The 24,554-nt window shown below is 67.9% G+C and carries 13 protein-coding genes and 1 pseudogene; 5 read left to right on the forward strand and 9 right to left on the reverse strand.

The features are described 5' to 3' along the window. From ITP53_RS15180 to ITP53_RS61085, 3 genes and pseudogenes are all read right to left on the reverse strand, one after another. Positions 1-4,554, reverse strand: coding sequence for a type I polyketide synthase (locus tag ITP53_RS15180; protein ID WP_195896026.1), 4,554 nt, complete (start codon positions 4,552-4,554; stop codon positions 1-3). Continuing rightward, positions 4,551-4,742: a hypothetical protein gene (locus tag ITP53_RS15185; RefSeq protein WP_195896027.1), complete on the reverse strand. Its 192-nt coding sequence runs from the start codon at positions 4,740-4,742 to the stop codon at positions 4,551-4,553. Before ITP53_RS15185 ends, ITP53_RS15180 begins: the two co-directional genes overlap by 4 nt. A gap of 368 nt (positions 4,743-5,110) precedes the next feature. Continuing rightward, a pseudogene (locus ITP53_RS61085) lies at positions 5,111-5,251 on the reverse strand (transposase); the annotation flags it as partial. An 846-nt stretch (positions 5,252-6,097) separates the two neighbouring features. On the opposite strand from ITP53_RS61085, the gene ITP53_RS15195 reads away from it, so the two are divergent. Further along, positions 6,098-8,044: an AfsR/SARP family transcriptional regulator gene (locus tag ITP53_RS15195; protein WP_195896028.1), complete on the forward strand. Its 1,947-nt coding sequence runs from the start codon at positions 6,098-6,100 to the stop codon at positions 8,042-8,044. Here the strand turns inward: ITP53_RS15195 and ITP53_RS15200 are convergent. The 6 genes from ITP53_RS15200 to ITP53_RS15225 form a co-directional block, all read right to left on the reverse strand. Further along, positions 7,998-8,243 carry an acyl carrier protein gene (locus ITP53_RS15200; protein WP_195896029.1) on the reverse strand — a complete coding sequence of 82 codons (246 nt, stop codon included), beginning with the start codon at positions 8,241-8,243 and terminating at the stop codon, positions 7,998-8,000. The genes ITP53_RS15195 and ITP53_RS15200 overlap by 47 nt on opposite strands. A 289-nt stretch (positions 8,244-8,532) precedes the next feature. Then, positions 8,533-9,960: an amino acid adenylation domain-containing protein gene (locus ITP53_RS15205; protein WP_195896030.1), complete on the reverse strand. Its 1,428-nt coding sequence runs from the start codon at positions 9,958-9,960 to the stop codon at positions 8,533-8,535. After that, complete coding sequence (locus tag ITP53_RS15210) at positions 9,957-13,451, reverse strand: non-ribosomal peptide synthetase (protein WP_195896031.1); 3,495 nt, start codon at positions 13,449-13,451, stop codon at positions 9,957-9,959. The genes ITP53_RS15205 and ITP53_RS15210 overlap by 4 nt, the downstream gene beginning before the upstream one ends. After that, positions 13,448-14,260 (reverse strand): phytanoyl-CoA dioxygenase family protein, encoded by an 813-nt coding sequence (locus tag ITP53_RS15215; protein WP_195896032.1) that lies wholly within the window; start codon positions 14,258-14,260, stop codon positions 13,448-13,450. The genes ITP53_RS15210 and ITP53_RS15215 overlap by 4 nt, the downstream gene beginning before the upstream one ends. Before the next feature lie 65 nt (positions 14,261-14,325). Then, positions 14,326-19,512: a type I polyketide synthase gene (locus ITP53_RS15220; RefSeq protein WP_195896033.1), complete on the reverse strand. Its 5,187-nt coding sequence runs from the start codon at positions 19,510-19,512 to the stop codon at positions 14,326-14,328. 2 nt (positions 19,513-19,514) lie between these two features. Beyond that, positions 19,515-20,789 carry an MFS transporter gene (locus ITP53_RS15225; RefSeq protein WP_195896034.1) on the reverse strand — a complete coding sequence of 425 codons (1,275 nt, stop codon included), beginning with the start codon at positions 20,787-20,789 and terminating at the stop codon, positions 19,515-19,517. Positions 20,790-20,986: 197 nt separating this feature from the next. On the opposite strand from ITP53_RS15225, the gene ITP53_RS15230 reads away from it, so the two are divergent. The 4 genes from ITP53_RS15230 to ITP53_RS15245 are packed head-to-tail and all read left to right on the forward strand — an operon-like array spanning position 20,987 to position 24,553. Continuing rightward, a complete protein-coding gene (locus ITP53_RS15230) occupies positions 20,987-22,186 on the forward strand; it encodes an acyl-CoA dehydrogenase family protein (RefSeq protein WP_195896035.1) in 1,200 nt (399 codons plus the stop codon). 52 nt (positions 22,187-22,238) lie between these two features. Further along, on the forward strand, positions 22,239-23,411 hold the full coding sequence (locus tag ITP53_RS15235; protein WP_195896036.1) for a class-II aminoacyl-tRNA synthetase family protein: 1,173 nt from the start codon (positions 22,239-22,241) through the stop codon (positions 23,409-23,411). A gap of 18 nt (positions 23,412-23,429) precedes the next feature. Next, a complete protein-coding gene (locus tag ITP53_RS15240; protein ID WP_195896037.1) occupies positions 23,430-24,302 on the forward strand; it encodes a 3-hydroxyacyl-CoA dehydrogenase family protein in 873 nt (290 codons plus the stop codon). Further along, complete coding sequence (locus tag ITP53_RS15245; RefSeq protein ID WP_195896038.1) at positions 24,299-24,553, forward strand: acyl carrier protein; 255 nt, start codon at positions 24,299-24,301, stop codon at positions 24,551-24,553. Before ITP53_RS15240 ends, ITP53_RS15245 begins: the two co-directional genes overlap by 4 nt. Position 24,554 lies beyond the last annotated feature (1 nt).

The following is a 24,554-nucleotide window of genomic DNA, read 5'->3' on the forward strand; positions in this document are numbered from 1 at the left end:
TCACGCGGACTCGCCCTCCCACTCCGGCTGCGCGCGATAGCGCTCGCGGGCCACCCTGCGGATGGCGCCGCTGGTCTGGTTCTTTGTCGACTTCGCGATCAGCTCGGCCAGATCGGCGATGGTCGGCTTGCTCAACACGGCGCGCAGCGTGACGCGGACCTTGAACTCCTCCTGGATACGGCCCGCCAACTGGGTCGCGATCAGGGAGTGTCCGCCTAGGTCGAAGAAGTTGTCGTTCAGCCCGATCTCGGCGATGCCCAGCAGGTCCTGCCAGATCGTGGCGATCTGCTTCTCGTCCTCGGTGCCCGGCCGCACGTAGGCGGTGTGCAGGTGGGGTCGGCCGTGCAGCACCGCGGTCGTCTGCTGCTCCGCCGCCATCGACAGACGCGACACGTGCCGCGCCCACTGATCTACCCGCGCCTCGACATCGCCGGTGGTCACGACGATCTGCACGGGCAGCGACGAGCACATGATGCGATCGATCACGTCACGGGCCTGCGCGTCGTCGATGAGCAGATCGTGGAGGGTGGCGCCGGTGCGGACCTCCTCGGCGTCCTCGCCGTAGGCGAAGCCCTCCCAGTTGATCGCGGTCCAGGCGGTCTGGCTGTGCCGCCGCTGCCGGTGGGCGAACGTGTCCATGAAGCAGTTGGCGGACGCGTAGGCTCCGTAGCCGATGCCACCAAGCACCGAGGAGATCGACGAGTTCAGCACCACGAAGTCCAGCGGCTTGTCGGCCAGCACCCGGGCCATCACTGGCAACCCATCCAGCTTGCTGCGGAAGTGCCTTTCTGTCGACACGTCATCGGCCTGATCGAGCGGCAGCTCGGCGCCCTGGCCGACGACGCTCGCCGAGTGGAAGACTCCTGCCAGTGGGCCGAGCTCCCGCTCCACCTCGGCGACCGCGCGGGTGAAGGCCTCCTCATCGGCCACATCGGCCTGCGCCACCAGCACCCGACTGCCCCTGGCCTGTATGCCCAGCAGGATGTCGAGATCCCAGGCCAGTTCCTGGGAGGTGCTCGGATCGGCGGCGAGCCGCTCCCACTGGTCGCGGGGCGGCATGGCGGAACGGCGGACGATGCCGATGTGCGCACCCGCCGTGTCGACGAGGTAGTTCGCGATCACCGAGCCCACCGTGCCGAGGCCGCCGACGATGAGATAGACACCGCCCCGGCGCAGGTTCGCCGACGTCTCGGTGGTCTCCAGGCGGGCACGTTCATAGGTTTGCACCCAACGGGCGTCGTGCCGATAAGCGACGGTCGGCTCGATCGAGGAGCATACGGCCTCAGCCCCGATTTGTGCCGCCACCCGCGTCGTCTCCGCCTCCGAGGCGGGAGCACTGACATCAATCGTGCGGCAGCTCACGTGCGGAAACTCCTGCGGTAGCACGCGGCACAGCCCACCGACGGTGGCGTGCAGCGGTCGCAGCTCGGCCTCGCCGGCCACGGACACGCCGTGCGCGGTGACCGCGATGATCTCGACAGGGCTCAGCACCGCGCCCCACAGAGCCTGAGCGAGATACTGCAGGCTGTAGTAGGGCCTGCGGCCCGGTCCCTCATCCCACACACAGTGCACCACGCGTGCGGGCTCCGGGATCAACTCCACCAGCCGGCTGTAGTCGTCGCGGCTGTCCAGATCGATCCCCAATGGACCGCCCGCCGCCACGAGTCGCACGTCGTGCCCCGCAGCGACCAGCGTCGCGGCGACCCGCTCGCCCACCGGATTGTCGGTCAGCACCAACCACACGCCGCTCCGTTCGGCGGGCACGGGGGGCTCCTCTCGGCGCCACGACGGCAGGGCGAACCAGTCGGCCGGGTCCTGCCGACGCGCCACCTTCCCGCCCGACACCACCGCCGACTCGATCGATGCCGGCGAGCTCACCGCGTCCAACCAGTACCGTCCACGTTGGAACGGATACGTCGGCAGGATCACCCGCCGCGCCGGCCCGGCCACCCCGGCCCAGTGGGGCTGGACACCGCACAGCCACAGCCTGCCGAGCGCGCGCAGCAGGGTCTCCTCATCGCCCGAGTCGTCCAGCCTGCCTGGCATGGTGTGCAACGTGGTCGCCGCCTCGACGGAGGCCCGCCTGGGGTGCTGCACGGCCAAGGTTCCCAGGCCACGGCCCGGTCCCAGCTCGACGACGACCGGAAGACTCAGGCTCCAGACCTGCTCCAGACAGTCGGCGAACTGCACCGGCCGATAGGTGTGCCGTGCCCAGTAGCCCGGATCGCGAGCCTCGTCGTCAGTGAGCCACCGACCGGTCACATTGGACAGCAACGGGATCCGCGGCGGTCGCAGCTCGATGCCGCTCGCCAACTCGGTCAGCGCGGGGTCCAGCGCACGCATCATGTCGGTGTGAAAAGCGTGCTCACCGGGGAGCATTCGGTGAGCGATGCCGTCCGCCCGCAGCCGCGCAGCCACCGCCTCGACACCCGCTACGGTCCCGCCGAGCACGCAGAGCTTCGGCCCGTCGATCGCCGACAGCGACACACCCGGCTCGGTCAGGTAACCGCGCACGCTCTCCTCGTCGAGCAGCACGGCCAGCAGCCTGCCCGGAGGCACGCTTTCGATCAGCTTTGCCCGGGCCGCCACCAACCGCACCGTGTCGGGCAGGTCGAAGACGCCCGCCAGACACGCCGCGGCGTACTCACCGATGCTGTAGCCGAGCAGCGCTGACGGCTTCACGCCACACTCGAACAGCGTCTGACCCAGGCTGTACCCGATGGTGAACATCAGCGGCTGGGTGATCACCGTCTGGCGCAGCGCCGGGTTGCCCACCGACGGTTCGTCGTCGATGATCCGGGTGCTCGGTCGCGGCGCCTCGCCCTCGCAGGGAACCATCATCTGCCGCAGGTCGAATCCGATCAGCGGCTCGAAGAGCTTGGCGCACTGGTCGAAGGCGTCGCGGAAGGCGGGCCGCTCGCGGTAGAGCCCGGCGGCCATCCCCTCGAACTGGTCGCCGACGCCGGAGAGCAGGAACACCACCGAGGGCTTGGTCTTGGCCGTCGTACCGTCGTGCACCGCCGCCGAGGCCGGGTCGCGCAGCAGGCGGATGGCCTCGGCGCGGTCCCCGACGACCATGGCCCGGCGCAGCGGCAGCTCGGGGCGTCCCATGTGGAGGGTCCACGCGGCATCGGTGAGCGCGACCTCGGGATGCGACTCGAGATGGTCGGCCAGCATGTGCGCCATCTGGTCGAGCGCGGCGGTCGAGCGGGCCGAGAGTTTCAGCAGTGTCGGACGGTCCGTGTCGGACGATGGTGATGCCGGAGTGGTGGCCTGCTCCAGCACGACATGGGCGTTGGTGCCGCCCATGCCGAACGAGCTGACCCCAGCCCGACGCGGACCGTCACCGACCTGCCAGGACTGGCGCTCGGCGGGGACGAAGAACGGCCCCGCCGCGAAGTCGATCTCCGGATTGGGCGAGCGAAAGTTCACGGTGGCCGGGACCACGCTGTGCTGCACGGCCAGCGCCGTCTTGATCAGACCGACCGCGCCGGCCGCCGTGTCGAGGTGGCCGATGGCCGCCTTGGTCGAGCCCAGTGCGCAGCGGTGACCGGGGGTTCGGCCGAAGACATCGTTGAGCGCCGCCATCTCGATCGAGTCACCGAGTCGGGTGGCCGCGCCATGCGCCTCGACGAAGCCGACCGTCTCCGGGTCGACCTCGGCCGCGCCCAACGCCATCTCGATGACCTCCCGCTGGGCACGCCTGCTGGGGGCCGAATAGCCCACCTTGTGCGCGCCGTCGTTGTTCACCGCCGAGCCCCGGATCACGGCGTGGATGACGTCGCCGTCATCCTCGGCATCGGCGAGCCGCTTGAGCGCCACCACACCGGCACCGCTGCCCGGCACCACACCGGTCGCCTCGGCGTCGAAGGCTCGGCAATGCCCGTCGGCGGCGAGGATGCCGCCCACTGGGGCCAGGTAGCCGACTCCGTATGCGTGGATCGAGGCGCCGCCCGCCAGCGCCAGGTCACACTCGCCCGCCAGCAGCGCCTGGGCCGCCAGGTGAACGGCGACCAGCGAGCTAGAGCACGCCGTCTGCACGGTCATCGCGGGACCATGCAGATTGAGCTTGTACGACACGCGGCTGGCCAGATAGTCCTTGTCGCCGGATATCATCACCTGGAGATCCGGCACGTTGTCGAGCAGGTGCCGGTTGGACGCCACGTTGTTGAGCAGGTAGGAGCTGAACCCCACGCTGCCGTAAACGCCCACCAGGCCGTCGTAGTGCGGTGAGTCGTAGCCCGCGCGCTGCAACGCCTCGGTGGCGCACTCGAGGAACAGGCGGTGCTGCGGGTCGAGCAGTTCGGCCTCGCGGGGGCCGTAGCCGAAGTAGTCCGCGTCGAAGCGGTCGAGGTCGGTGAGGATGCCGCCGCGCCGCACATAGCGGGGGTCGGCGAGGGTCACGGCATCGACTCCGGCCGCGATCAACCTGTCGTCGTCGATCGTCGCGACGGTCTCGACACCCGCCTCGACGTTGTGCCAGAACTCCTCGATCGAGTTCGCACCCGGTACCCGGCAGGCCATCCCCACGATGGCCACGTGGTCGCCGGTCATGAGCCGCTCTTCGGGTCGACGCCGAGCCGCTGTGCGCAGAAATCGGCCCAGCCGGGTGCCGCCTCGGCGAGGACCACCGCCGCATCGTCGAAGGACTCGGTCAACACCCGCAGGTCATCGCTGATGTAGAGAATGTCCCCGCCGACGTCCTGGCGCGCGATCTCGGCCCAGCCGGGGAAGGACTCCACATCGGATCGACGGCATGCTCGATAGTATCGATTCATATCAGTCACCAGACCCTCACGACGAAGTCAACAGCTGCCAGACTCCCCGGTCTCACCATCGATCCGTCACGCCTGGGACATCGCCGCACGGGCTATGCGGTGGCGTAGACCTCGTAGATTCGACAATCACGTGGTCGGCATCTCGGACAACTCCCTCAAGAGCTCACGGACCTGCGGCTCGACCGGGTCCACGATCAACCCCTTCGGCGCCTCTGATCCTTCGGCAGCTCCGGTGACGCCAACGCCTTGCGCACCGTGTTCCGCCCCATCCCCATCCGCCTCATGATCGCCTTCTCCCGACTGCGTCGGGGATACAACGAAGCGCTGCACGGCGCACAGTAGGCGTAGGCGGTTTGCCAGGGCGAGTGGTCGTGGGGCAGGTAGCGCCAGGGGATGCCAGTGCGGTTGACGTAGAGGATGGTGCTCGCCACGCGCACGCCGCGCCGCTGATGGAAGGGCCGACGGTGCCGAATATCCTCCCCCGGCCGCGACGGACTGCACCGGACGCGAGAAGGTCCAGCGAGAATTGCGTCGCCACCTCAGTGAAACGCCCAGGCTCGGGGCAGAAACTCCTCCCGAGTGGTCCCATGAAGCTGGCCGGCAGCGTTGTTTGGCTGGTCGGACTTGGTCCGTGGGCGGCAGGGACACCTACCCTCTGGTCGCGAGGGGCAGTGCTGGAGCCTGGCGCGCCAACCGACACAAGCACGGGGCACGGCTGATGACGGTCAGTGATCGCACAACTGCGATGAGCCCATATATCGGATCGATAGGGAATCTAAAGCTGCTCCCGTTATTGTTTATGAAATCGGATAGCCAATCCCCGAAGGGATGCCCAGCATGTCCAAAAGCCCAAGTTGGACACTGCCTTCGTGGGAGCAGTGGCCGTCTTGTCGGCAGCTCCACCAGCACAGGTAGTCGTAGTCCCGACTTCTTCACCATCCGCTTCGACCACCGTATGCAATGTGCAGCATGAAGGCTGGTTCAGCGAGTGGTTCCGCCAATTCTTAGCTATATAAGGGGACGAACGAATGCGGCCTAGATCGCATATGCCGATATAGTGCCGCACCAAAGGAAGATCACCACGGATTCGCCCAACACTTACCGGCCTGGGCATATCCGTGCAGATAACGGGAGGTCGTTTATGTGGTTTCCCACGGGGGCCATTAGGGGCGTCGGCCAAGACGTGGACGGTTCCATGGAAACGCCATCGTCTCGGGTATGGACGGTGAGCGGTGCGCTTTAGAATTCTCGGCCCACTAGAAGTTCGGGCCGATGATGCCGAACTCATCAACTTCAGCGGCGTACGGCAGCGGGCGATCATGGCCGGCCTGCTCGCCGAGGCCAATCGTGTCATATCCATCGATCGCCTGATCAAGTTGTTGTGGGACACCCAGCCGCCGGTCACCGCCAAAGAGCAGGTGCAGAACGTGGTCTCTGCGGTGCGCCGGACCCTGGATCAGTGGGCACCGCTGGCGGGTACGGTCGTCACCAGGTCACCCGGTTACATGGCAGCGGTGCCCTGTGACCAACTCGACGCCACCCTCTTCGAGGAGCTCGCGGCGCACGCCCGTGCGCTCGCGCCGACCGATCCGCACCAGGCGCTCGGTATGTACCGGGAAGCACTCGGTCTGTGGCGGGGCACCGCCCTGGCGGGGCTGGGCAATGAGGTGATCCAGGCGACCGCCAATCGGCTCGACGAGGAGCGGCTGACCGTCTTCGAAGAGCGGGCCGAGCTCGAGCTCAAGCTCGGCCGCGACCGCCACCTGATCGGCCATCTTCAGGCGATGACGATCGAATATCCACTGCGGGAACGGTTTCGCGGCCTGCTCATGCTGGCGCTGCACCGAGGCGGGCGCACCGCCGACGCGCTGCAGGTCTACCGCAACACCCGCCGGATGCTGATCGACGAACTGGGCCTCGAGCCGAGCGATCAGCTCCGCCGCTTGGAGCAGCAGATCCTCGCCAACGATCGGCAGCTGCTGCGGCCGGCCGCACCGCCACCGGAGCCCCCTGCCACACCGCAGCCTGCACTGGTCCGCGCGGCCGAAGCGACCCCCTCCAAGCGGCTCACCATGCACCTTCCGGCCAGCTTCATCAAAATGGCCGGTCGGCGCTCCGAGACGATCGACGCGGTGAAGCACCTGACCCCACCGGCCGCATCAGCATCGCAGAGCCCCCCGATCGTCGTGGTCACCGGCCCACCCGGCGTCGGCAAGACCGCCTTCGCCGAGAGCGTCGCCCGCACGACGACGAACGTGTTCCCGGACGGCCGCTTGTGGACCTGCATGGACGCACGGCCCGCGCCCCTCGCGGAGACGCTGCACCGATTCCTGATCACGCTGGGCAAACCGGCACCGGCCGACGCGACCGACTACACCCTCATCGGGATGTACAACGAGGCGTTGGCGAGCAGGTCCATGCTCATCGTGCTCGATGGCGTGGTCGACGAGGCACAGATCCGGGGTCTGTTGCCCACCAACGGCAACTGCTCGATTCTGATCACCAGTCGGCGACCGCTCACCGCACTGGCCCAGGCGCACACCATCGTGCTGAACACCCTCGATCCCGAGGCGAGCTTGGACATGCTCTCCACGCTGCTCGGGAGCGGACGGGTGGCAGCCGAGCCAAGCGCGGCCAAGCGCATCGCCGAACTCTGTGACGGTCTGCCGTTGGCGCTGCACGCCATCGGCGCCAGGATCGCCGCCAAACCGCACTGGCGATTGTCCATGGTGGAGAGTCGGTTGGCCAACCCCAAGAACCGTCTAGAGGGGCTGACCCACAGCGACCTCGACCTGCGCAGCAGATTTCGTCGAGCGGAGAACGAGCAATCGGCGGCGGCAGCCGTCCTCTTCCGCAGGCTGGCCTTGTTGGAGGACGTGCCGGTGCCGTCGTGGGTGGCCGCTACACTCGTGTCGGTCGACCCGCTGACCGCCGAGGCGCTGCTCGAACAGCTCGTCGACGCGTGGCTGCTGACGGCTGAGGCGGATCAGAACGGCCAGGTGCTCTACCGCATGCCTTCACTCGCACGCTGCTATGCGATCGAGCGCCTGCTCACCGACGAGTCTGTTGAGAGCAGACGGTCGACCATACAGCGGGTGCGCGATGTGCTGGCCAGCACGCCCTGGAGCCTGGTCGCGACCCCTGACACGGGACAGTGCGACCCGTGGCTGATCTCCGACCTCGCACTGGTGGAGACCGCGCCTGACCGATGGGGCACGGCTACACCGTCCGCTCTGAACCCCGCCGTGCCAGCACGAACTCGGTGAAGGCCGGCACGGTGGGATGGTCGAAGACGACGTGTAGCGGTACCCGTACCCCGAAGACATGCTGCACCGCACGCACCAGCCGCGCTGCGATGATCGACTGACCGCCGAGGTCGAAGAAGTCCTCGTCGGGGCCGGGCGGCGGGCAGCCAAGCACCTCACCCCACAGCGTCGCCATCGTGTCCTGGTCTGGATCGGTCACTGGGGCTCCATCCTTACTGCGAGATCCGCATAGGGTCGATGAAGGACCCCGGCGGAGGCCGGGGTGAGGGTCCGTTTCTGTCGCCGGCGAATGGCCACGATGACTGCCGAAGGCCGGACACCGGTCCCGGACAAACCGAACGCGATCAAGACCTGGCGCGAGAGTGAGGTGCCCTCCGGGGCCAACAACGATGCGGGCGACGCCGCGGTCATCGCCGAATGCCACTCGGCCGCCGCCCACCTCGGCGAGCACCCGTCCAAATCGCAGCCTGAGGTAGACACACGCGGTGTCATCGGGACTCCTGCCCGCCGCTCGCCAGCTCTCGGGCGGCTGCCCGGTCCACCTTGCCGTTCGCGGTGAGCGGCAAACGCGGTACCCACATGAATCTGTCCGGAAGACACCAGGGCGCGAGGTGTCCACTCAGAAAAGCTCGCGCCTCCCTGGCGCTGATGGCCGTGCCGTCGCCGACGACCAGCAGCGTCAACCGGCTCTCGCTGCTCGCCGGGCCGGTGATCACGGCCAAGGCTGCTCGAACGTGAGGATGGCGCAGCATGGCGTCCTCGATCTCGGCCGCCTCGACCCGCACTCCGCGCACCTTGAGCTGCTCGGCGTTGACTCGACCGAGAAAATCGAGATTTCCGTCGGGCAGCGCGCGGGCCATGTCGCCGGTGCGGTACCACCGTCCCGGGCGACCGGGCAGCGCGACGAATGTGGCTTCGGTGAGGTCCGGCCGACCCCGATATCCGAGTGCCACTCCTTCGCCGCCGATCACGATCTCGCCGCTTTCTCCGGTGGCTACCGCCTCCCCGTCCCTGCCGATCAGCAACACCTCGGCGCCGGCAATGGGCCGTCCGATCGGTGGCCGTGACGGATCCGCACAGGCGGTGACATCGACGGCGGTGGTGACGACCGTAGCCTCCGTTGGGCCGTAGTGGTTGACGATGCGCCATCCCTCGGGGCGGCGGGACATGCGCAGCCGGTCACCACCGGTCAGCAGCAGGCGCCAACCCGGCTTGACCTCGGGCATGCGCAGCAGCTCCTCGGCCACCGGTGTGGTCACGAAGGCGATCTCGATGTCGCGCTCGGCGGCGAACTCTGCCAGCAGATCCGGTGTCGTGCGCACCTCGTCGGGCGCGACCACCACGGTCGCCCCGGCGCACACGTAGGGCCAGATCTCCCAGATGGCCGCGTCGAAGGAGATGCCTGCGGTGTGCAGCGCCCGAGTGCCCGACGCGACCCCGTAGGCTGCGTTGTGCCAACGGACCAAATTGGACAGTCCGGCGTGCGACACCTCGACGCCCTTGGGCTCCCCCAACGATCCGGAGGTGAAGATGATGTACGCAGGCACGGGCCCGGCGGGTGGCGCGACGGCCTGGCGTGGACGTGCCGCCGTCGTTCCGTCCTCCCCTCGCACCACGATGCCGGCGTCTGCCAAGGTGATCATCTGCTCGACCCGCTCGGCGGGCAGGTGCGGATCGATGGGCAGGAAGGGAGCGCCGGCCAGCATCGCCGCCAGCGCCGCAGTGATGAAGTCGGCGCCGCGGGGCAGGTGCAGCGCGATCACCTGCCCCGGCGTGACGAACTCACTCGCCATGCGCCGCGCTGCCTCCACCAGCTCTTCGTAGCTGACGCGACGATCGCCGTCCTCGATCGCGACGGCCGTTGGATAGCGCTCGGCTGCGGCGCACACCATCGTGGGGACGTCGGGGTGCGTCATCCGACGCCGCCGAGTGCCGTCCTGCGGCCGGCGAGCCGGTTGACCACAGCCGTCGAATCCTCCTGTGTTTCCTCCCGATCGGCCAGGGCTCGCGCCTGCGCGGCGATGGTGTGGTGCACGAAGAGATCCACAATGGACAGCGGACTGCCGAGCTCATCCCGCAGCATCGCGTGCAACTTGACGATGAGCAGCGAGTCGCCGCCCACGTCGAAGAAGCTGTCGTCGACGCCGAGATGGTCGAGGTTCAACACCGTCTGCCATACCCGCGCCACCTCACGCTCGATCTGTGACTCGGCGGCCCGGAAGTCGCTGTAGCTGAGGGCACGGGCATCCGCTGCGGGCAACGGAAGCGCCTTGCGGTCCACCTTGCCGCTCGGGGTGACCGGCAACGAGTCCAGCATCATGATGACCGGCGGTACCAGGTGATCCGGCAGCCGAGCCTTGAGGAAGTCGCGCAGCTCCACTTGCGACGGTGGCGGACCGACCGGGCAAACGTAGGCGACCAGCCGCACGTTGCCGTCGGCGTCAGGCAGGCCGACGACGACCACCTGACCGACCGCCGGATGTTGGCCCAGCTCCTCCTCGACCTCGGCGGGCTCGACCCGCTTGCCCCGCACCTTGATCTGGTGGTCGGTGCGGCCGAAGTACACCAACTGACCGTCACTTGTCCACCGGCAGCGATCGCCGGTGCGATACATCCTGGTGCCCGGCTCCACGGCGAACGGGTCCGGCAGGAATCGCTCGGCGGTCAGGTCCGGCCGGCCGAGATACTCCCGGGCGACGCAGACGCCAGCCAGATAGAGCTCGCCCTCGGCACCGATCGGCAGCAGCTCCAGATCAGGGCCCAACACATAGGCACGCGCGTTGAGTATCGGGGTGCCGATCGGCGGCCGCACCGCCCACGCCGACGCCGGGCCGCGCAGCGCGTAGGCCGTCGCCACGTGGGTCTCGGTCGGACCGTACTCGTTCCAGATCACACAGCCATCGAGGTTGTCGACGAGTCGGCGAATCTCTGCCGTCGACTGGAACTGTTCGCCGACGCTGGTGATCTCACGGATGGTCCGAAGCAGGCGCGAAGAATCCGGCACCGCGGCGACGTTGTGCGCTGCCGTGAACAGGTGGAAGAAGCGGTGGATGTCGTGCGCCGCCATGAACTCGACGATCGCGTTGGGATCCTGTCGCACGTGCGGTGGCACCATCACGATCGTGCCGCCCGAGATCAACGTGCTGAAGATGTCGTGAAAGGACAGATCGAAGCTGAGCGGTGCCAGCTGCAACGTGCGGGAACCCACCCCGAGCTCGGAGACTCCCGTGCGCCACCGCATCAGGTTGGTGAGCACCGCGTGCTGCACCACGACGCCCTTGGGGCGGCCGGTCGATCCGCTGGTGTACATGACGTAGGCGATCGCCTCCGGATGCATCGCATGGCCCGGCCGGTCGATCGGATGCTTGGCGATCGCCTCCCACTCAGTGTCGAGGCTGATCACGCGCTGCCCGGTGGACGGCGCCCGGTTCGCCAGGCCCTGTTCGGTCAGGACGACGATGGCGTCGGAATCGTCGATCATCATCCGCAGGCGCTCCTGCGGATAGTCGGGGTCGAGTGGCACGTAGCAGCCACCCGCCTTGAAGATGCCCAGCAACGCGATGGCCAGCAGAGGTGTGCGCTCCAGCGACACCGCGACCCTGCTGTCGAGGCCGACCCCCAACTCGCCAAGGAAGTGCGCCAGCTGATTGGCCCGCTCTTCGAGCTCGCGATAGGTGAGCGTCTCGCCATGGAACTCGACCGCCACAAGGTCTGGGGTCCGGTCCACCTGACGTTCGACGAGGTGGTGAACGCCCACCAGCGAGTCACGCCAGGTGCGCACCGGCTGGTAGTCGACGAGCAGGGTGCGGCGCTCGGCAGCGGACAGCGGCGAGATGCGGCTCAACGGCTGGTCGGCGGCCTCAAGCGCGTGCGTGAGCATCGATTCCAGCGCGCTCACGAGCCGATCGGCGGTGGCCTGATCATAGAGATCGCGGTTGTACTCGATGGTGATGTCGATGGCGTCGCCGTTCGCCGTCAGGAAGAACTCCATGTCGAACTTGGCCGTCGCGGTGGGATACTCCGAGACGGTCGCCTTGACTCCGTCGAAGGTCGGCGCCTCCAACTCACCGATCTGCCACGATACAGCCACCGTGGCCAGCGGCACCCGGCTGGGGTCTCGCGGTGGGTTCACCCGGCGGACCACCTCGTCGAAGGGCGCGTCTTGGTGCTCGTAGGCAGACAGGCTGGTGTCGCGCACCCGGGAGATCAGCTCGGGGAAGGTAAGCTCCGGGGTGACCTCGGTTCGCAGCACCAGGGTGTTGACGAAGAGTCCGAGGAGATGTTCACAGTCCCACTGGTGGCGGGTGCTCGTGATGCTCGCGACGGCCACATCGGACAGTCCGGAGTAGCGCCAGAGCATGGCCTTGAGGCCCGCCAACACCACCATGAAGTCGGTCACCCGATGCGCTCGAGCGACCGTGCGCACCCGTGCGACGACCTCGGGGGCGATCCGTCCGTGGGCATGGCCGCCACGGTAGGTCTGCACGGGCGGGCGAGGCCGGTCGAGCGGCAGCTCCAGCGGCGTGATGCCGGCCAGCCGAGCTGCCCAGTAGTCGAGATCACGTCGGTGTTTCTCGGTCTCGGTCGCCTCACGCTGCCGGGCGGCGACCTCCCGATACTGCAGGGGAATCGTGGGCAGGACCGGGTCGCGGCCCTCACGAACGGCCGCGTAGGCCTCGGTGAGCTCACGCATCAGCAGCGTCAGTGAGGTGGCGTCGGACGCGATGTGGTGCATGACGATCATAAAGGCGTCGCCCTCAGTCGTGCGATAGAGCGTGCACCGCACAATCGGACCGGTGGCCAGATCGAAGGGGCGTCTCGCCTCGGCCTCGAGCTCCATTGTGGACAGATCGGCCCGGTCCACCGCCGGCAGCGGCAGCTCCTGCGGCGGGTGCACCACCTGAATCGCCCGGCCGTCGATGATCGGATAGGTGGTGCGTAGGATCTCGTGCCGGGCCACGATGATGTGCATCGCCCGGCGCAGCGCCGCCTCGTCGAGGCGGCCAGGCACCCGGAGGACGAACGGCACGTTGTAGGTCGGGCTGCCGTCGGTGAGCCCGTCGGCGAAGCGGATGCGCTCCTGATCGGCCGACAGCTCGGCCACCGACTCGGCGACGGGCGGGGCGTCGGGCGTCGCCGCGGGTGTGTCCGACGCCCCGCCCGTCGCGTATTGATCGGAGTCAAGCAGCTCAGTCATCGCCGCCAGGGTGCTGTGCTCGAAGAGATCGCGCAGCGAGACCACACAGCCGAAGGAGCGCTTGATGCGGGCCTGAAGGTCCGCCATGAGAAGGGAGTAACCGCCCAGCGCCATGAAGTCGTGCTCGGGCCGCAGCGACGCGGCCGGGACCTCGAGCACGATCGACCACAGCTCCGCCAGACGACTGCCGGTGATGGTGAAAGCGGTCATGCCTCGGTCATCTCCACCACGTCGACGAGCAGCGGGCCCTCCAGCGGCTGAAGCGGCCTCGGGTCACGCGACGCGAACCACCATGGCCGCGGCTCGTCTACCGGACGCAGGGCGTTGCTGACCGCGTTGTAGCGGAAGAACAAGATGGTGCGCGGCCACGGCGAAAGGTTCGGCGCCGAGCAGTGCAGGATGTTGCTGTCGAAGGTGAGCACCGATCCGGCCGCGCCACACATCGAGGCCATGCCACGCTCGCTCACACAAGCCTCGATGGCGGCCCGGTCGACCACATGCTTGGCCGCGCGGATGTTACCCTCCCACCCGGTCGACACGGCCGCGGTGAAGTCCTCCAACGAGGCCAGGTGAGAGCCCGGCACCACGAACAGCGGACCGTTGAATTCGTTGACATCGTCGATGGTCACGCTGACGTTGATGGCGCGAGGCTCGGGCATCCCGTCGTCGCGCGACCAGATCACGAAATCCTGATGCCAGTCCCACACCTCGCCGTGGAAGGCGGCCTTGGGATTGAGCTGCGATTGGTGTAGATAGACATCGTCGTCGAGAATCCCCTTGGCGAGGTCGAGCAGTCGCGGGTCGCGTGCGAGGCGACCGAACAGCTCGCTCGACTCGTGCACCGCGTAGAGCGAGCGCACCACGGTGGACTCGGACTCGAGAACCCGCTGCGGAGTGTCCTGAGTGGAGAGCCAGGCGATCTCGCGGCGGAACGCCTCCACCTCGGCCTTGGAGAAGACGTCATGGTCAACGCGGTAGCCCAGCTGCTCGAACTCGGTGCGGATGGAGGAGGTAGCCATGAACTGAGGCCCTTTCCGTGTCGATTCGGACAGTGATGAGCCTGTCAATCCAGGTCACTCGTGCCTCATTCGGCCGCCATCGCGCCCAGGGTCAGCTCGCCGACGTGCCGGCCCATATCCTCCGCACCACGTGTAACCAGCGAGATCAAGCGATCGGCCCAGGAGCGCGCGGTCTCGCGGTCGAACAGGCCGGTGGCGAACTCCAGCTGGAGCATTAGCCGGTCACCCTCCGGGTAGACCACGAAGAGCAGGTCGTTCTTCGCGGTCGGACTGGGCTCGGCGTCGACCGAGACCTCTAACAACGGAGTCGACAGCCCCGGTGGCGGCGCGGTCTCGGCCACCAGCATCACCCGGAACAGCGGATTACTTCCCCACTGGCGTGGCACCCCGACCGCCTTGACCACCCGATCGAACGGCACGTCGGCGTGGCTGAACGCCTCGGTGCAGGCGGTCTTGACCCGTGCCAGCAGCTCGCCGAATGTGGGATCACCGCCGGCATCGATGCGCAACACCACGGTGTTCGCGAACAGGCCGATCAGCTTCTCCAACTCCGGGTGCGGGCGGTTGGCGACGAAGGTGCCGACGCAGATGTCGTCGCGGCCGGTCAGGTCGCGCAGCAGCATCACGAGCGCCGCATGGAACACCATGAAGGGGGTGGTACCACTCGCTCGGCCCACCGATTCCACCAAGGTCCGGACCCGCGATGGGATCTCGAGGTGCACACTCTCGCCGCGGAAGCGATCGCCGCCGGCCGCCGTAGTGGGCAACACCATCGGCTCCGGCAGCGGGTTGAGCCGGGAGCGCCAGTAGTCGATCTGACCGTCCTGCCAGCCCCCGTCGAGCAGCCCCTGCTGCCAACGCGCGTAGTCGCGGTAGGAGAAGGAGAGTGCGGCCACTGCCGCATCGTCGTCTTCGACCTCCGCCTGATAGAGCTTCAACAACTCGTCCAGCAGGATCGCGCTCGACCAGTAGTCGCCCGCCAGATGATGCAAGCCGAGCAGCAGCTCGTGCCGATCGGGCGCCAGGCGGACAAGTATCGCGCGCAGTGGCGGCGCGGTGGCGATCTCGATCGGCGTGGTCGCATTGTGCTGCCGCCACCGTCGCAATTGGACCATCGCCACGTCCGGGTCTAGCCCAGACAGGTTGACCAGCGGAAAGGCGATGTCTTCTGCGATCGGCACGATGCTCGGCCTGCGGTCACGCAGCGCGAAGGCCGACAGCAGGAGATCATGCCGGCGCACCAATCGGCTCATGGCCCGGCGCAGCGCCGGCACATCGAGCGCGCCGGTCAGGCCGACGTTGTTGGCCAGCAGGTAGGCCACGCTATTCGGGTCCACCTGCTGAAGGAACCACATCGACTGCTGCACCGGCGCGAGCGGCGCGCTCTCCCCCGGCTCACCCGCCCGCAGCTCGGGCACTGCACCGGCGGAGGTCACATCGTCGGAGAGGTGTCGGGTCACGCAGGCCGCCATTGCGTCCAACGTCGACATCGATGAGAACAGCTCGTTCATCGGGATGTCGGCGCCGAACTCCTGTCGCACCCGTGCGGTGATCCGCGTGGCTAGCAGGGAATGGCCGCCGAGCTGATAGAAGTCGGCCGAGCCGTCGATCTCCGACACGCCCAGCATCAGGCGCCAAATGCCCGCCAGGCGATCCCGCACCGTCGGCGCAGCGGTCTCGTCGGCGGCCGGCGTGACGTCGTCGGTCGTGGCCGGATCACCTGGAACTACGATCGTCTCGACACCCAGCTCAACCTCGCCCAACCAGTCGGCGTCGCTTGGCCCGCCAGGAGCGCAGTGGACCACCGTCCACGATGGACCGTCCGCGCGCAGCTCCTCGACCAGGGCTGCGATGGCCTCGGCGGAGCCCGACTCGGCTGAGCCATCGGGCGCCAGCAGAACCGCGCGTGCGATCGACGCGTCCGTCGCGGTGGTGCGCAGGACGGCGCGCCACTCGTCAATACGCAGGGAGTCGAGGGCGGGCACCCAGACGACACCCGCCACTTCGGAGCCGTCGGCCTCCGGCAACACCTGGCGCACCCGCTCGGCCACGCGGTCTGGCGCGGCGGCCAACAGCGACCATGCTCCAGGCGATCGACTCGCCGTCGCCTCGATGACGATCTCCCGCCGACGCAGCCGTCGCCCACCACGCAGCGCGACCGGGCAGGACTCGGCACTCACGCACTCGGCGGCGATCCGGCGTGGATCAGCGCGCAGGAGGTCGGCCGGGACATCCACGATCCGGGCCGACACGTTGGGTGGCGCCTGTGCGACCAGGGCACGAATCGTGGGCGCCGCGTCGCTGATCCGGTCCTGTGACTCGAGCGCGTGGACGTTGGCGAGCACCACCAGTCGGTGTGTTGTGTCCATGGTGGACATTGCATTGATCAGGGTGGCCAGCTGCGGTACCCCATGTGCCAAGCAATAGATCACGGTGGCGGCGACCTCGCCGGCTCGCGCCACGCGCACCTCGTCGACGACCTCGCCCAGCGCAGACAACAGCGCTCCGCCGTCTGCGGGCGGGTAGACCAGCACCGCATCGGGCGGTGCCGACGCGACCGCCCGCTCTGGAAGCCACACGACCCGGCGCACAGCCCTCGACACCGGTGAAGCGGCCCGCTCCGGTGCCGTCAACCAGTGCCTGGTGCGGGCGAAGGGATAGGTCGGCAGGATGATCCGGCGGGGTGTCCGGCCACGGCGAGTGGCCGACCAGTCGATGTCGACGCCGATGGCCCAGAGTCGACCGATGGCCTCGGCGATCGCGCGTTCGTCATCGCGGTCGACCTCCCGCGAGGGCAGCAGCCACACGAGCGGCGCGTCTGGCACCGTCAACCGCACCGGCTGCGTCAGCGCGCGTCCCGGACCGACTTCGACGAAGGCATTGATGCCTCGCTCGGCCAGCGCGGTCAGGCCCGTACCGAACAGCACCGGCCTGCGCAGCTGTCGCGCCCAGAAGTCAGGGTCGGTGGCCTCCGCATCGGACAGCCAGGTGCCCGTCATCGACGAGACCATCGGCTCGGTCGGCGGGGCGAGCCGCACACCGTCGATCACCCGCCGGAACCGCGACACCGCGTCATCCATGAGCGGCGAGTGAAAGGCGTGCGAGGTGTGCAGCGCCTTGGCCCCTATGCCCGTGCTCTCCAGCCTCGCCGCAAGGCCCGCCACCGCATCGTGGCGTCCGGCGACGACACAGGTGCCCGGCGCGTTCACGGCGGCGATGACGACGTCGTCTGGCGACAGGTCGGCGATCCGGTCGGCATCGGCGTCGACGGCGAGCATGGTCCCGGGTGGGCACTCGGCCATGATCCGTCCGCGCTCCGCCACCAGCACGGCGGCGTCGGGATAGGGGAACACGCCGGCGTTGCAACCCGCGACGAAGTCGCCGAGGCTGTGCCCCAGCATCGCGTCGCGGGGCACGCCGCGCCGACGCAGCAGGTCGGCCAGCGCGTACTCGACGAGGAACAGCGCGGGTTGCACGATCCGGGTGTCCGCCAGGTCGGTAGGCGCGATGGCGCCGGCGAAGGCGGGCATCACGTCGAGTCCGACGTGAGCACGCACCGCCGCGGCGCCCAGGTCGATGACGGCCCTGAACTCCTCGTCGGTCCTGTACAGCCCGCCCGCCATTCCCGGGAACTGGCTGCCCTGACCGGGTAGGAGCCAACCGAGGCGGCGCCGCGCGGCGGCGACCCGGCGGCTCGAGGCGGTCGCCACCGCATTCAGCTCGGCTCGGGCCTCGGCCACGTCGCGGCACACGACCACGGCCCGATGGGCGAGCGCTGGCCGTCCAATCTGGAGGGTGTACTCGGCGTCGGCCAGGTTGACGGTCGGATCTCCCGCCAGGAATTCGTCGAGCCGCGTCGCCACGCGCACGATCGCGTCCTGGTCGCGGCCCGACAGCAGCAGTGTCCGCGGCCCGGCGACCTCGACACCGGGGCGACGTGCGGGAGGTTGGCACACCACCATGTGGGCATTGGTGCCGCCGATGCCGAAGGAGCTGACGGCCGCCCGCCGCACGCCCGCGATCCGCCACGGTGTCGGCTCGGTCGGCACAAAGAACGGGCTGCCCGCGAGCGGAAGTTCGGGGTTGGGCTGGACGAAGTGGAGGCTGGGCGGGATCACGCCGTGCTCGACGGCGAGCGCGGCCTTGATGAGCCCAACCACGCCCGCGGCGGCGTCGAGGTGTCCGAGGTTGCCCTTGACCGAGGCGAGCGCACACCATGGCCGCGCCACTCCCCTGCCATAGGCGTCCACCAGGGCCGTGACCTCGATCGGATCGCCCAGCCGGGTCGCGGTGCCGTGTGCCTCCACGTAGCCGATCGATCGCGGTTGAACACCGGCCGCGGCCATCGACGCGCGGATCACCCGGCTCTGCCCGGTGACGCTCGGAGCGGTGTAGCCCACCTTGTTGGCGCCGTCGTTGTTGATCGCCGAACCCTGGATGACGGCGTGGATGATGTCGCCGTCGGCGATCGCCTCGGTCGCGCGCTTGAGCAGGACTACGCCAACGCCGTTGCCGGTGAGGGTGCCGCTCGCCCGGGAGTCGAACGGGCGGCAGTGTCCGTCTGCGGTGCCGATGTTGGCCTCACTGGCCCGATGCCCCACCCGCTGCGGCGAACGGATCGACACGCCACCTGCGATGGCGAGGTCGCAGTCCCCCGATAGCAGCGCCTGGACCGCCAGGTGCACGGCGACGAGCGAGCTGGAACAGGCGGTCTGCACGGTGAGTGCGGGACCTTGCAGGTCGAGTTTGTGGGCCACCCTGGTGGCCAGGTAGTCCGCGTCATTGCCGATATTGATCTGCGTCTCGCCGAGCGCATCGCCGATCTCGGTATGTGGCCGAACATTGTTGACGATGTACTGATTGATGCCACAGGCTGCGAAGACGCCGACACTGCCGGTGCCGGCGTTGGGCTGATAGCCCGCGTGCTGCAGCACGGTGGCCGCCGCCTCCAGGAAGACGCGGTGCTGCGGATCCATCACCGCAGCCTCGCGAGGTCCGAAGCCGAAGTACTCCGCGTCGAACAGGTCCTCGCCCTCGATGACCGAAGCGGCGCGAACGTAGTCGGGTCGGGCGAACACCGAGCGCGGCACATCCGCCGCAAGCAGCTCCTCGTCGGTCAGGTCGCGCACCGACTCGACGCCAGCGCAGAGATTGGTCCAGAACTGCTCCACTCCGTCCGCATCGGCCACCCGACACGTCATGCCGACGATGGCAACACTCAGCTCGCCGAACTCGGTCTTCGCGGCATCCATGGCTACTCGGCACCGACCTCGGCGGGCTGCGGCTGGTCGTCCTCCGCTGTCGCCTCACGCGCCTGGCGGGCTGGGGACAGTAGCAACAGCACCGGGGCCGCGGCGTAGCCGGCGATGCTGACGAAGAGCGTGGCCCGCAGCCCGATGGTCACGCCGAGCACACCGCCGATCAGGGAGCCGAGCGGCATACAACTCCAGGACAGCACGCTCATGGTCGCCGACACGCGACCCAGCAGCCGGGAAGGTGCGGAGGTCTGCACCACGGTGCTCATCGCGCTGCTGAAGATCGCGGTCACGAAGCCCGAGATAAGCCACGGCAGCAGCACCCAGAGCAGGATCCACTTGGCGCTGACCGAGGTCAGCGGGATCGCCACGGTGGCCAGGACGTTGAGGAAACCGGCGCCGATCATGGCCGGGCCGAGTCCGAAGCGCTTGGTGATGCGACTGACGGTCAGCGAACCCACCACCGCGGAGACGCCCATCGCCACGTACGGCAGCGCCACCGCCCACGCCGGCTGGTCGAGGTCCCGAGTCAGAAACAGGATGTAGACGGCGACGAAGATGCCGTTGCCCAAGGTCAGCAGGGCCGTGCCACCCACCACCGCGCGCAGCACCGGGTGGTGCGACACCGTGCGGCCGCCCTCCTTGATGTCGGCCCAGATGCTGGTCTTGGCCTGCTCCTCGACCTTACGTGGCGGCTCGGGCATGCGCGAGACGAAGAAGGCCGACCAGAGGTAGGTCACCGCGTCCACGATCAGGGCGAACGGCGCGGTCAGTACGGCCACCAGCCAACCGCCGATGCCGGGACCGGCCATCCATCCTACCGACAGGTTCAGCCGGATCGCGGCATTGGCAGCCATCAAGGACGACGGTCTGACCAGGCCCGGCATGAGGGCGTTGGACGCGGTGTCGTAGAACATCAGACCGGTGGCCATGCAGATCGACACCACCGCGAGCACCCAGAAGTCGAGGCCGCCCAGCCACGCCAGCAGCGGCACGACCAAGATGATCGCCGCGCGCAGCAGGTCGGCGGTGAGCATGACCCGACGCTTCGGCCACCGGTCGACCAACGCACCCACCACGAGACCCCCGAACAGCCAGGGCAGGCCATCCATCGCGCCCAGCACACCCATCTGCACCGGACTGGCGCCCAGATAGACGGCGGCGGTCAACGGCAACGCCAGGTCGGTCACCGTGGTGCCGATCAGCGACAGCGCATGTCCGTACCAGAGCTTGCGGAAATGCGGCTCCGTGCGGAGCGTGTGGACGAACGACATGCAGGGCCTCCAGCCGGATGGTCGTGTCGCCGCCACGTGATCAGTAGGCGGGCGACCAACAGCCAATCAACCGATCAGCTGGACAGCAATGGATGTATGTCGACCGTTGCGGGCTCCATGGCGGATGAGTGAGCGACCGATGGCTCGGCGATGCCACCCCTGCTGAAGATTGCTCCGACGAGCTCACAAGGAGTCACATGGATTTCTCGATCTCCGCCGAACAACGGAATCTGCAGTCACGGGTGATTCGGTTCGCCCAGTCGGAGTTGGGCACCGAGGCTGAATTTCACGATCGCGAGGGCAGTTTCGATCTCGCGGGCTGGCGCCGCTGCGCCGACTTCGGCGTCCTGGGCTGGCCGGTGCCCCGCGAGTACGGCGGTGGCGGGCTGGATCTGTTCGACACGGTGCTGGCGCTGGAAGCGCTTGGTTACGGCTGCCACGACAACGGGTTGGTGTTCGCGGTCAACAATCATCTGTGGGCCTGTGCGGTCTACCTGACCCGCCACGGCAGCGACTCCCTGCGCGCGCGTTTCCTTCCGGAACTGGTCTTCGGCCGCATGATCGGCGCGCACGCGCTCACCGAGGCCGGAGCGGGGTCCGACATCGCGGCCATGGAGACCGTAGCCCAGCGGTCCGGCGACCATTGGGTGCTCAACGGCGTGAAGTCATTTGTCAGCAACGGTCCGGTCGCCGATGTCTTCATCGTCTTCGCCCGCACCTCTGACGCGGCCGCTCCGCAGCGGGCGCTGTCGGCCTTCGTCGTTACCCGTGACATGCCCGGTGTCGCGGTCACCGACACCTTCGACAAGTCGGGCCTGCGCAGCTGCCCCATGGGCGAGATCACCTTCGACGAGTGCCGCATCCCCGCCGATCACATGCTCGGCGTCGAGGGTGACGGCCACCACATCTTCTCCGCCACCGCGGCGTGGGAGCGCGGCATGATGTTCGCGAGCCAGGTCGGTGTGCTGCGCCGGCTGGTCGAGGCCGGCATGCGGCAGGCGAAAAGCCGACAGCAGTTCGGCAGACCGATCGGCGCCTTCCAAAGCGTCGCGCACGATTTGGCCGACGCCAACCTGCGGCTGGAGCTGGCCCGCCTGCTGCTCTACAAGGTGGCCTGGCTGCATCAGCGGGATCGGACGGCGCTGCTCGAGTCAGCCATGCTCAAGCTCTATGTCAGCGAGACCGTCCGCGACACCGCGCTGTCCCTCATGCAACTGCACGGCGCGCGCGGTTACCTCACCGCGTGGGGCATCGAGCGCGAGGTGCGTGACGCCCTTGCGGGTACCATCTACGCCGGCACGTCGCAGATGCAGCGTGAGGCGATCGCCCAGTTGCTCGGGCTGCCGTCCGGCCTCGGCGCGAGGCGCGAACCGACCGGGCAGGCGGTGCGGGCATGACACCACATGTGTCAACCTCTGGCTGCGATTTGGCTGTAAGGATGGTGCCCTAGTGGCCAACGTGCACATCGTCCATCTGGAGACTCCGCTGCGTGAGGAGTTCCGGCAGGAGCTCGCCCGCCGCATCTACTTCCTGGCCGAGGAGATCGTCGAGTTCACCATTGACGGCAGTGACGGCCTGTTGACCGGGGTGCGACTATCCACTCGCGACACCGTCTCCACCGACCAACTGCACCGCAGGCTGCACACCGTCATCGCCAACGACATCCGGCACCAGCGGGTCGGCCCCGTCAAGGTGTACTGGCGCAGCAGCCACGAGGCGCCGGACGGGATGCCCGACTTCGCGCGACTGTGTGACGAGGGCCTGGTGGTGCCGATGGGCGAGGGCCAGATGGCGCTCGCCGAGCCGTTGCTGACACTGCTGGACAACGCCGATCGGCAGTTGGTGGCCTTGGTGCGTCGCGAGACCGGAGCGGTTCAGTACCGCTACCCCACCCTGATGCGCACCGAGACGCTGCGGCAGTGCGGCTACATGCGCTCGTTCCCACAGCATCTGATGTTCGTGACACGGCTGCACGGTGACAGCGACACCTACGCAGCGTTCAGCGATCGGCTCGCCTTCGGCGACGACCTGCTCGCGATGTGCGGGAACACCGACTACTGCCTGCCCCCGACTATGTGCTACCACACCTTCCAGCAGCTGTCCGGTCGACGCCTGGGCGAGCCGATGGCGATAACCGCGCGTGGCAAGTCGTTCAGGCACGAGTCCCGCTATCACGAGGGGTTGTCCCGACTTTGGGACTTCACCATTCGAGAGATGGTATTCCTCGGCTCCCGCGATTACGCCCGGCAGACGCGCGAGCGCATCATGCGCAGCGTCTGTGAGCTGGTGGAGAGCTGGGGCTTGGGGGGTCGATGCGAGGTGGCCAGCGACCCGTTCTTCGTGGGTGCGGCCACCGCCGCGCGGATCTCGTCGCAGCGGCTGCTTGAGCTGAAGTTCGAGCTGCGGCTGCCGATCGGGGGTGGTCGGGACATCGCCTGCGCCTCGTTCAACTTCCACGACCAACACTTCGGTGACGCTTTCGCAATCACCGGTGCGGAGGGCGAGTCGATCCACTCGGCCTGTGTCGGAGTCGGACTCGAGCGGCTCACCTTGGCGATCGTGTCCCAGCACGGCACCGACCCGCGGGCGTGGCCGGAGACGCTGCGCCCGTCCGATATCTGAATTCGCGAGGAGAGGACTTTGACTATTCGAACTGTCGGGGTCGTCGGTGCCGGCACCATGGGAATCGGCGTTTCGCAGCTGATGGCGGAGAACGGCTACCCCACCGTGTTGGTGGACAATGACTCGTCGGCTCTCGTCCGCGCGCGCCAAGCCATACACAACGGCCTGCGCACCCGGCGTCTGTTCGCCGGTTCGACGGTGGATGTGGAGGCGACCCTCAAAATCATCACCTTCACCACCGACCTCGGGGAACTGTCCGATGTGGACTATCTGGTGGAGAACGCCACCGAGCGCTGGGAGGTCAAGGCGGGCATTTACCCCGACCTGGACCGGATCTGCCCCTCGCACACGGTCTTCGGCGTCAACACCTCAGCGGTGCCCATCACCCGGATCGGTGGGCTCACCGGCCGTGCGGACCGTGTGATCGGCACCCACTTCATGAACCCCGCGCCCATGAAACCGCTCGTCGAGGTGATCAAGGGGTACCACACTTCCGCGGAGACCATCGCCCTCACCGGAGCGCTGATGGAGTCGCTTGGCAAGGCACACATCGTGGTCAACGACTCCCCCGGGTTCGTCACCAACCGCGTGCTGATGCTCACCATCAATGAGGCGGTCTACACGTTGCACGAGGATGTTTCCTCGGCCGTCGACATCGACATGCTCTTCAAGCAGTGCTTCGGACACCAGATGGGTCCGCTGGAGACGGCCGACCTCATCGGGCTGGACACGGTCCTGCTCTCCCTGGAGGTGCTGTTGGAGAACTTCCAGGACCCCAAGTACCGCCCCTGTGTGCTGCTTCGACAACTGGTCGCGGCCGGCCGGTTGGGCTGCAAGTCGGGGGCCGGTTTCCACGAGTACAACTCGGTCATGACAGGAGCAGCACGATGACGGTTCTCGCCGAGGTGCGTCGGTTCGTCCACGAGAACAGCGGCAACGACAGCGTCCCCGACGATGACGATATGTTCGCGACGGGCTACGTGAACTCGCTGTTCGCCATCCAGCTGGTGATGTGGTTGGAGCAGCGCTACGGGGTCGAGGTGACCGGAGCCGACCTCGACATCGCCAACTTCCGCAGCATCAGCGATGTAGCCGCGCTCGCCAACCGACTGGCCGGTGGGCCGGTCGAGGTCGGCCACTAGC

Origin of the sequence: Nonomuraea cypriaca (assembly GCF_015645445.1) — a bacterium.
Lineage (GTDB): Bacteria > Actinomycetota > Actinomycetes > Streptosporangiales > Streptosporangiaceae > Nonomuraea > Nonomuraea cypriaca.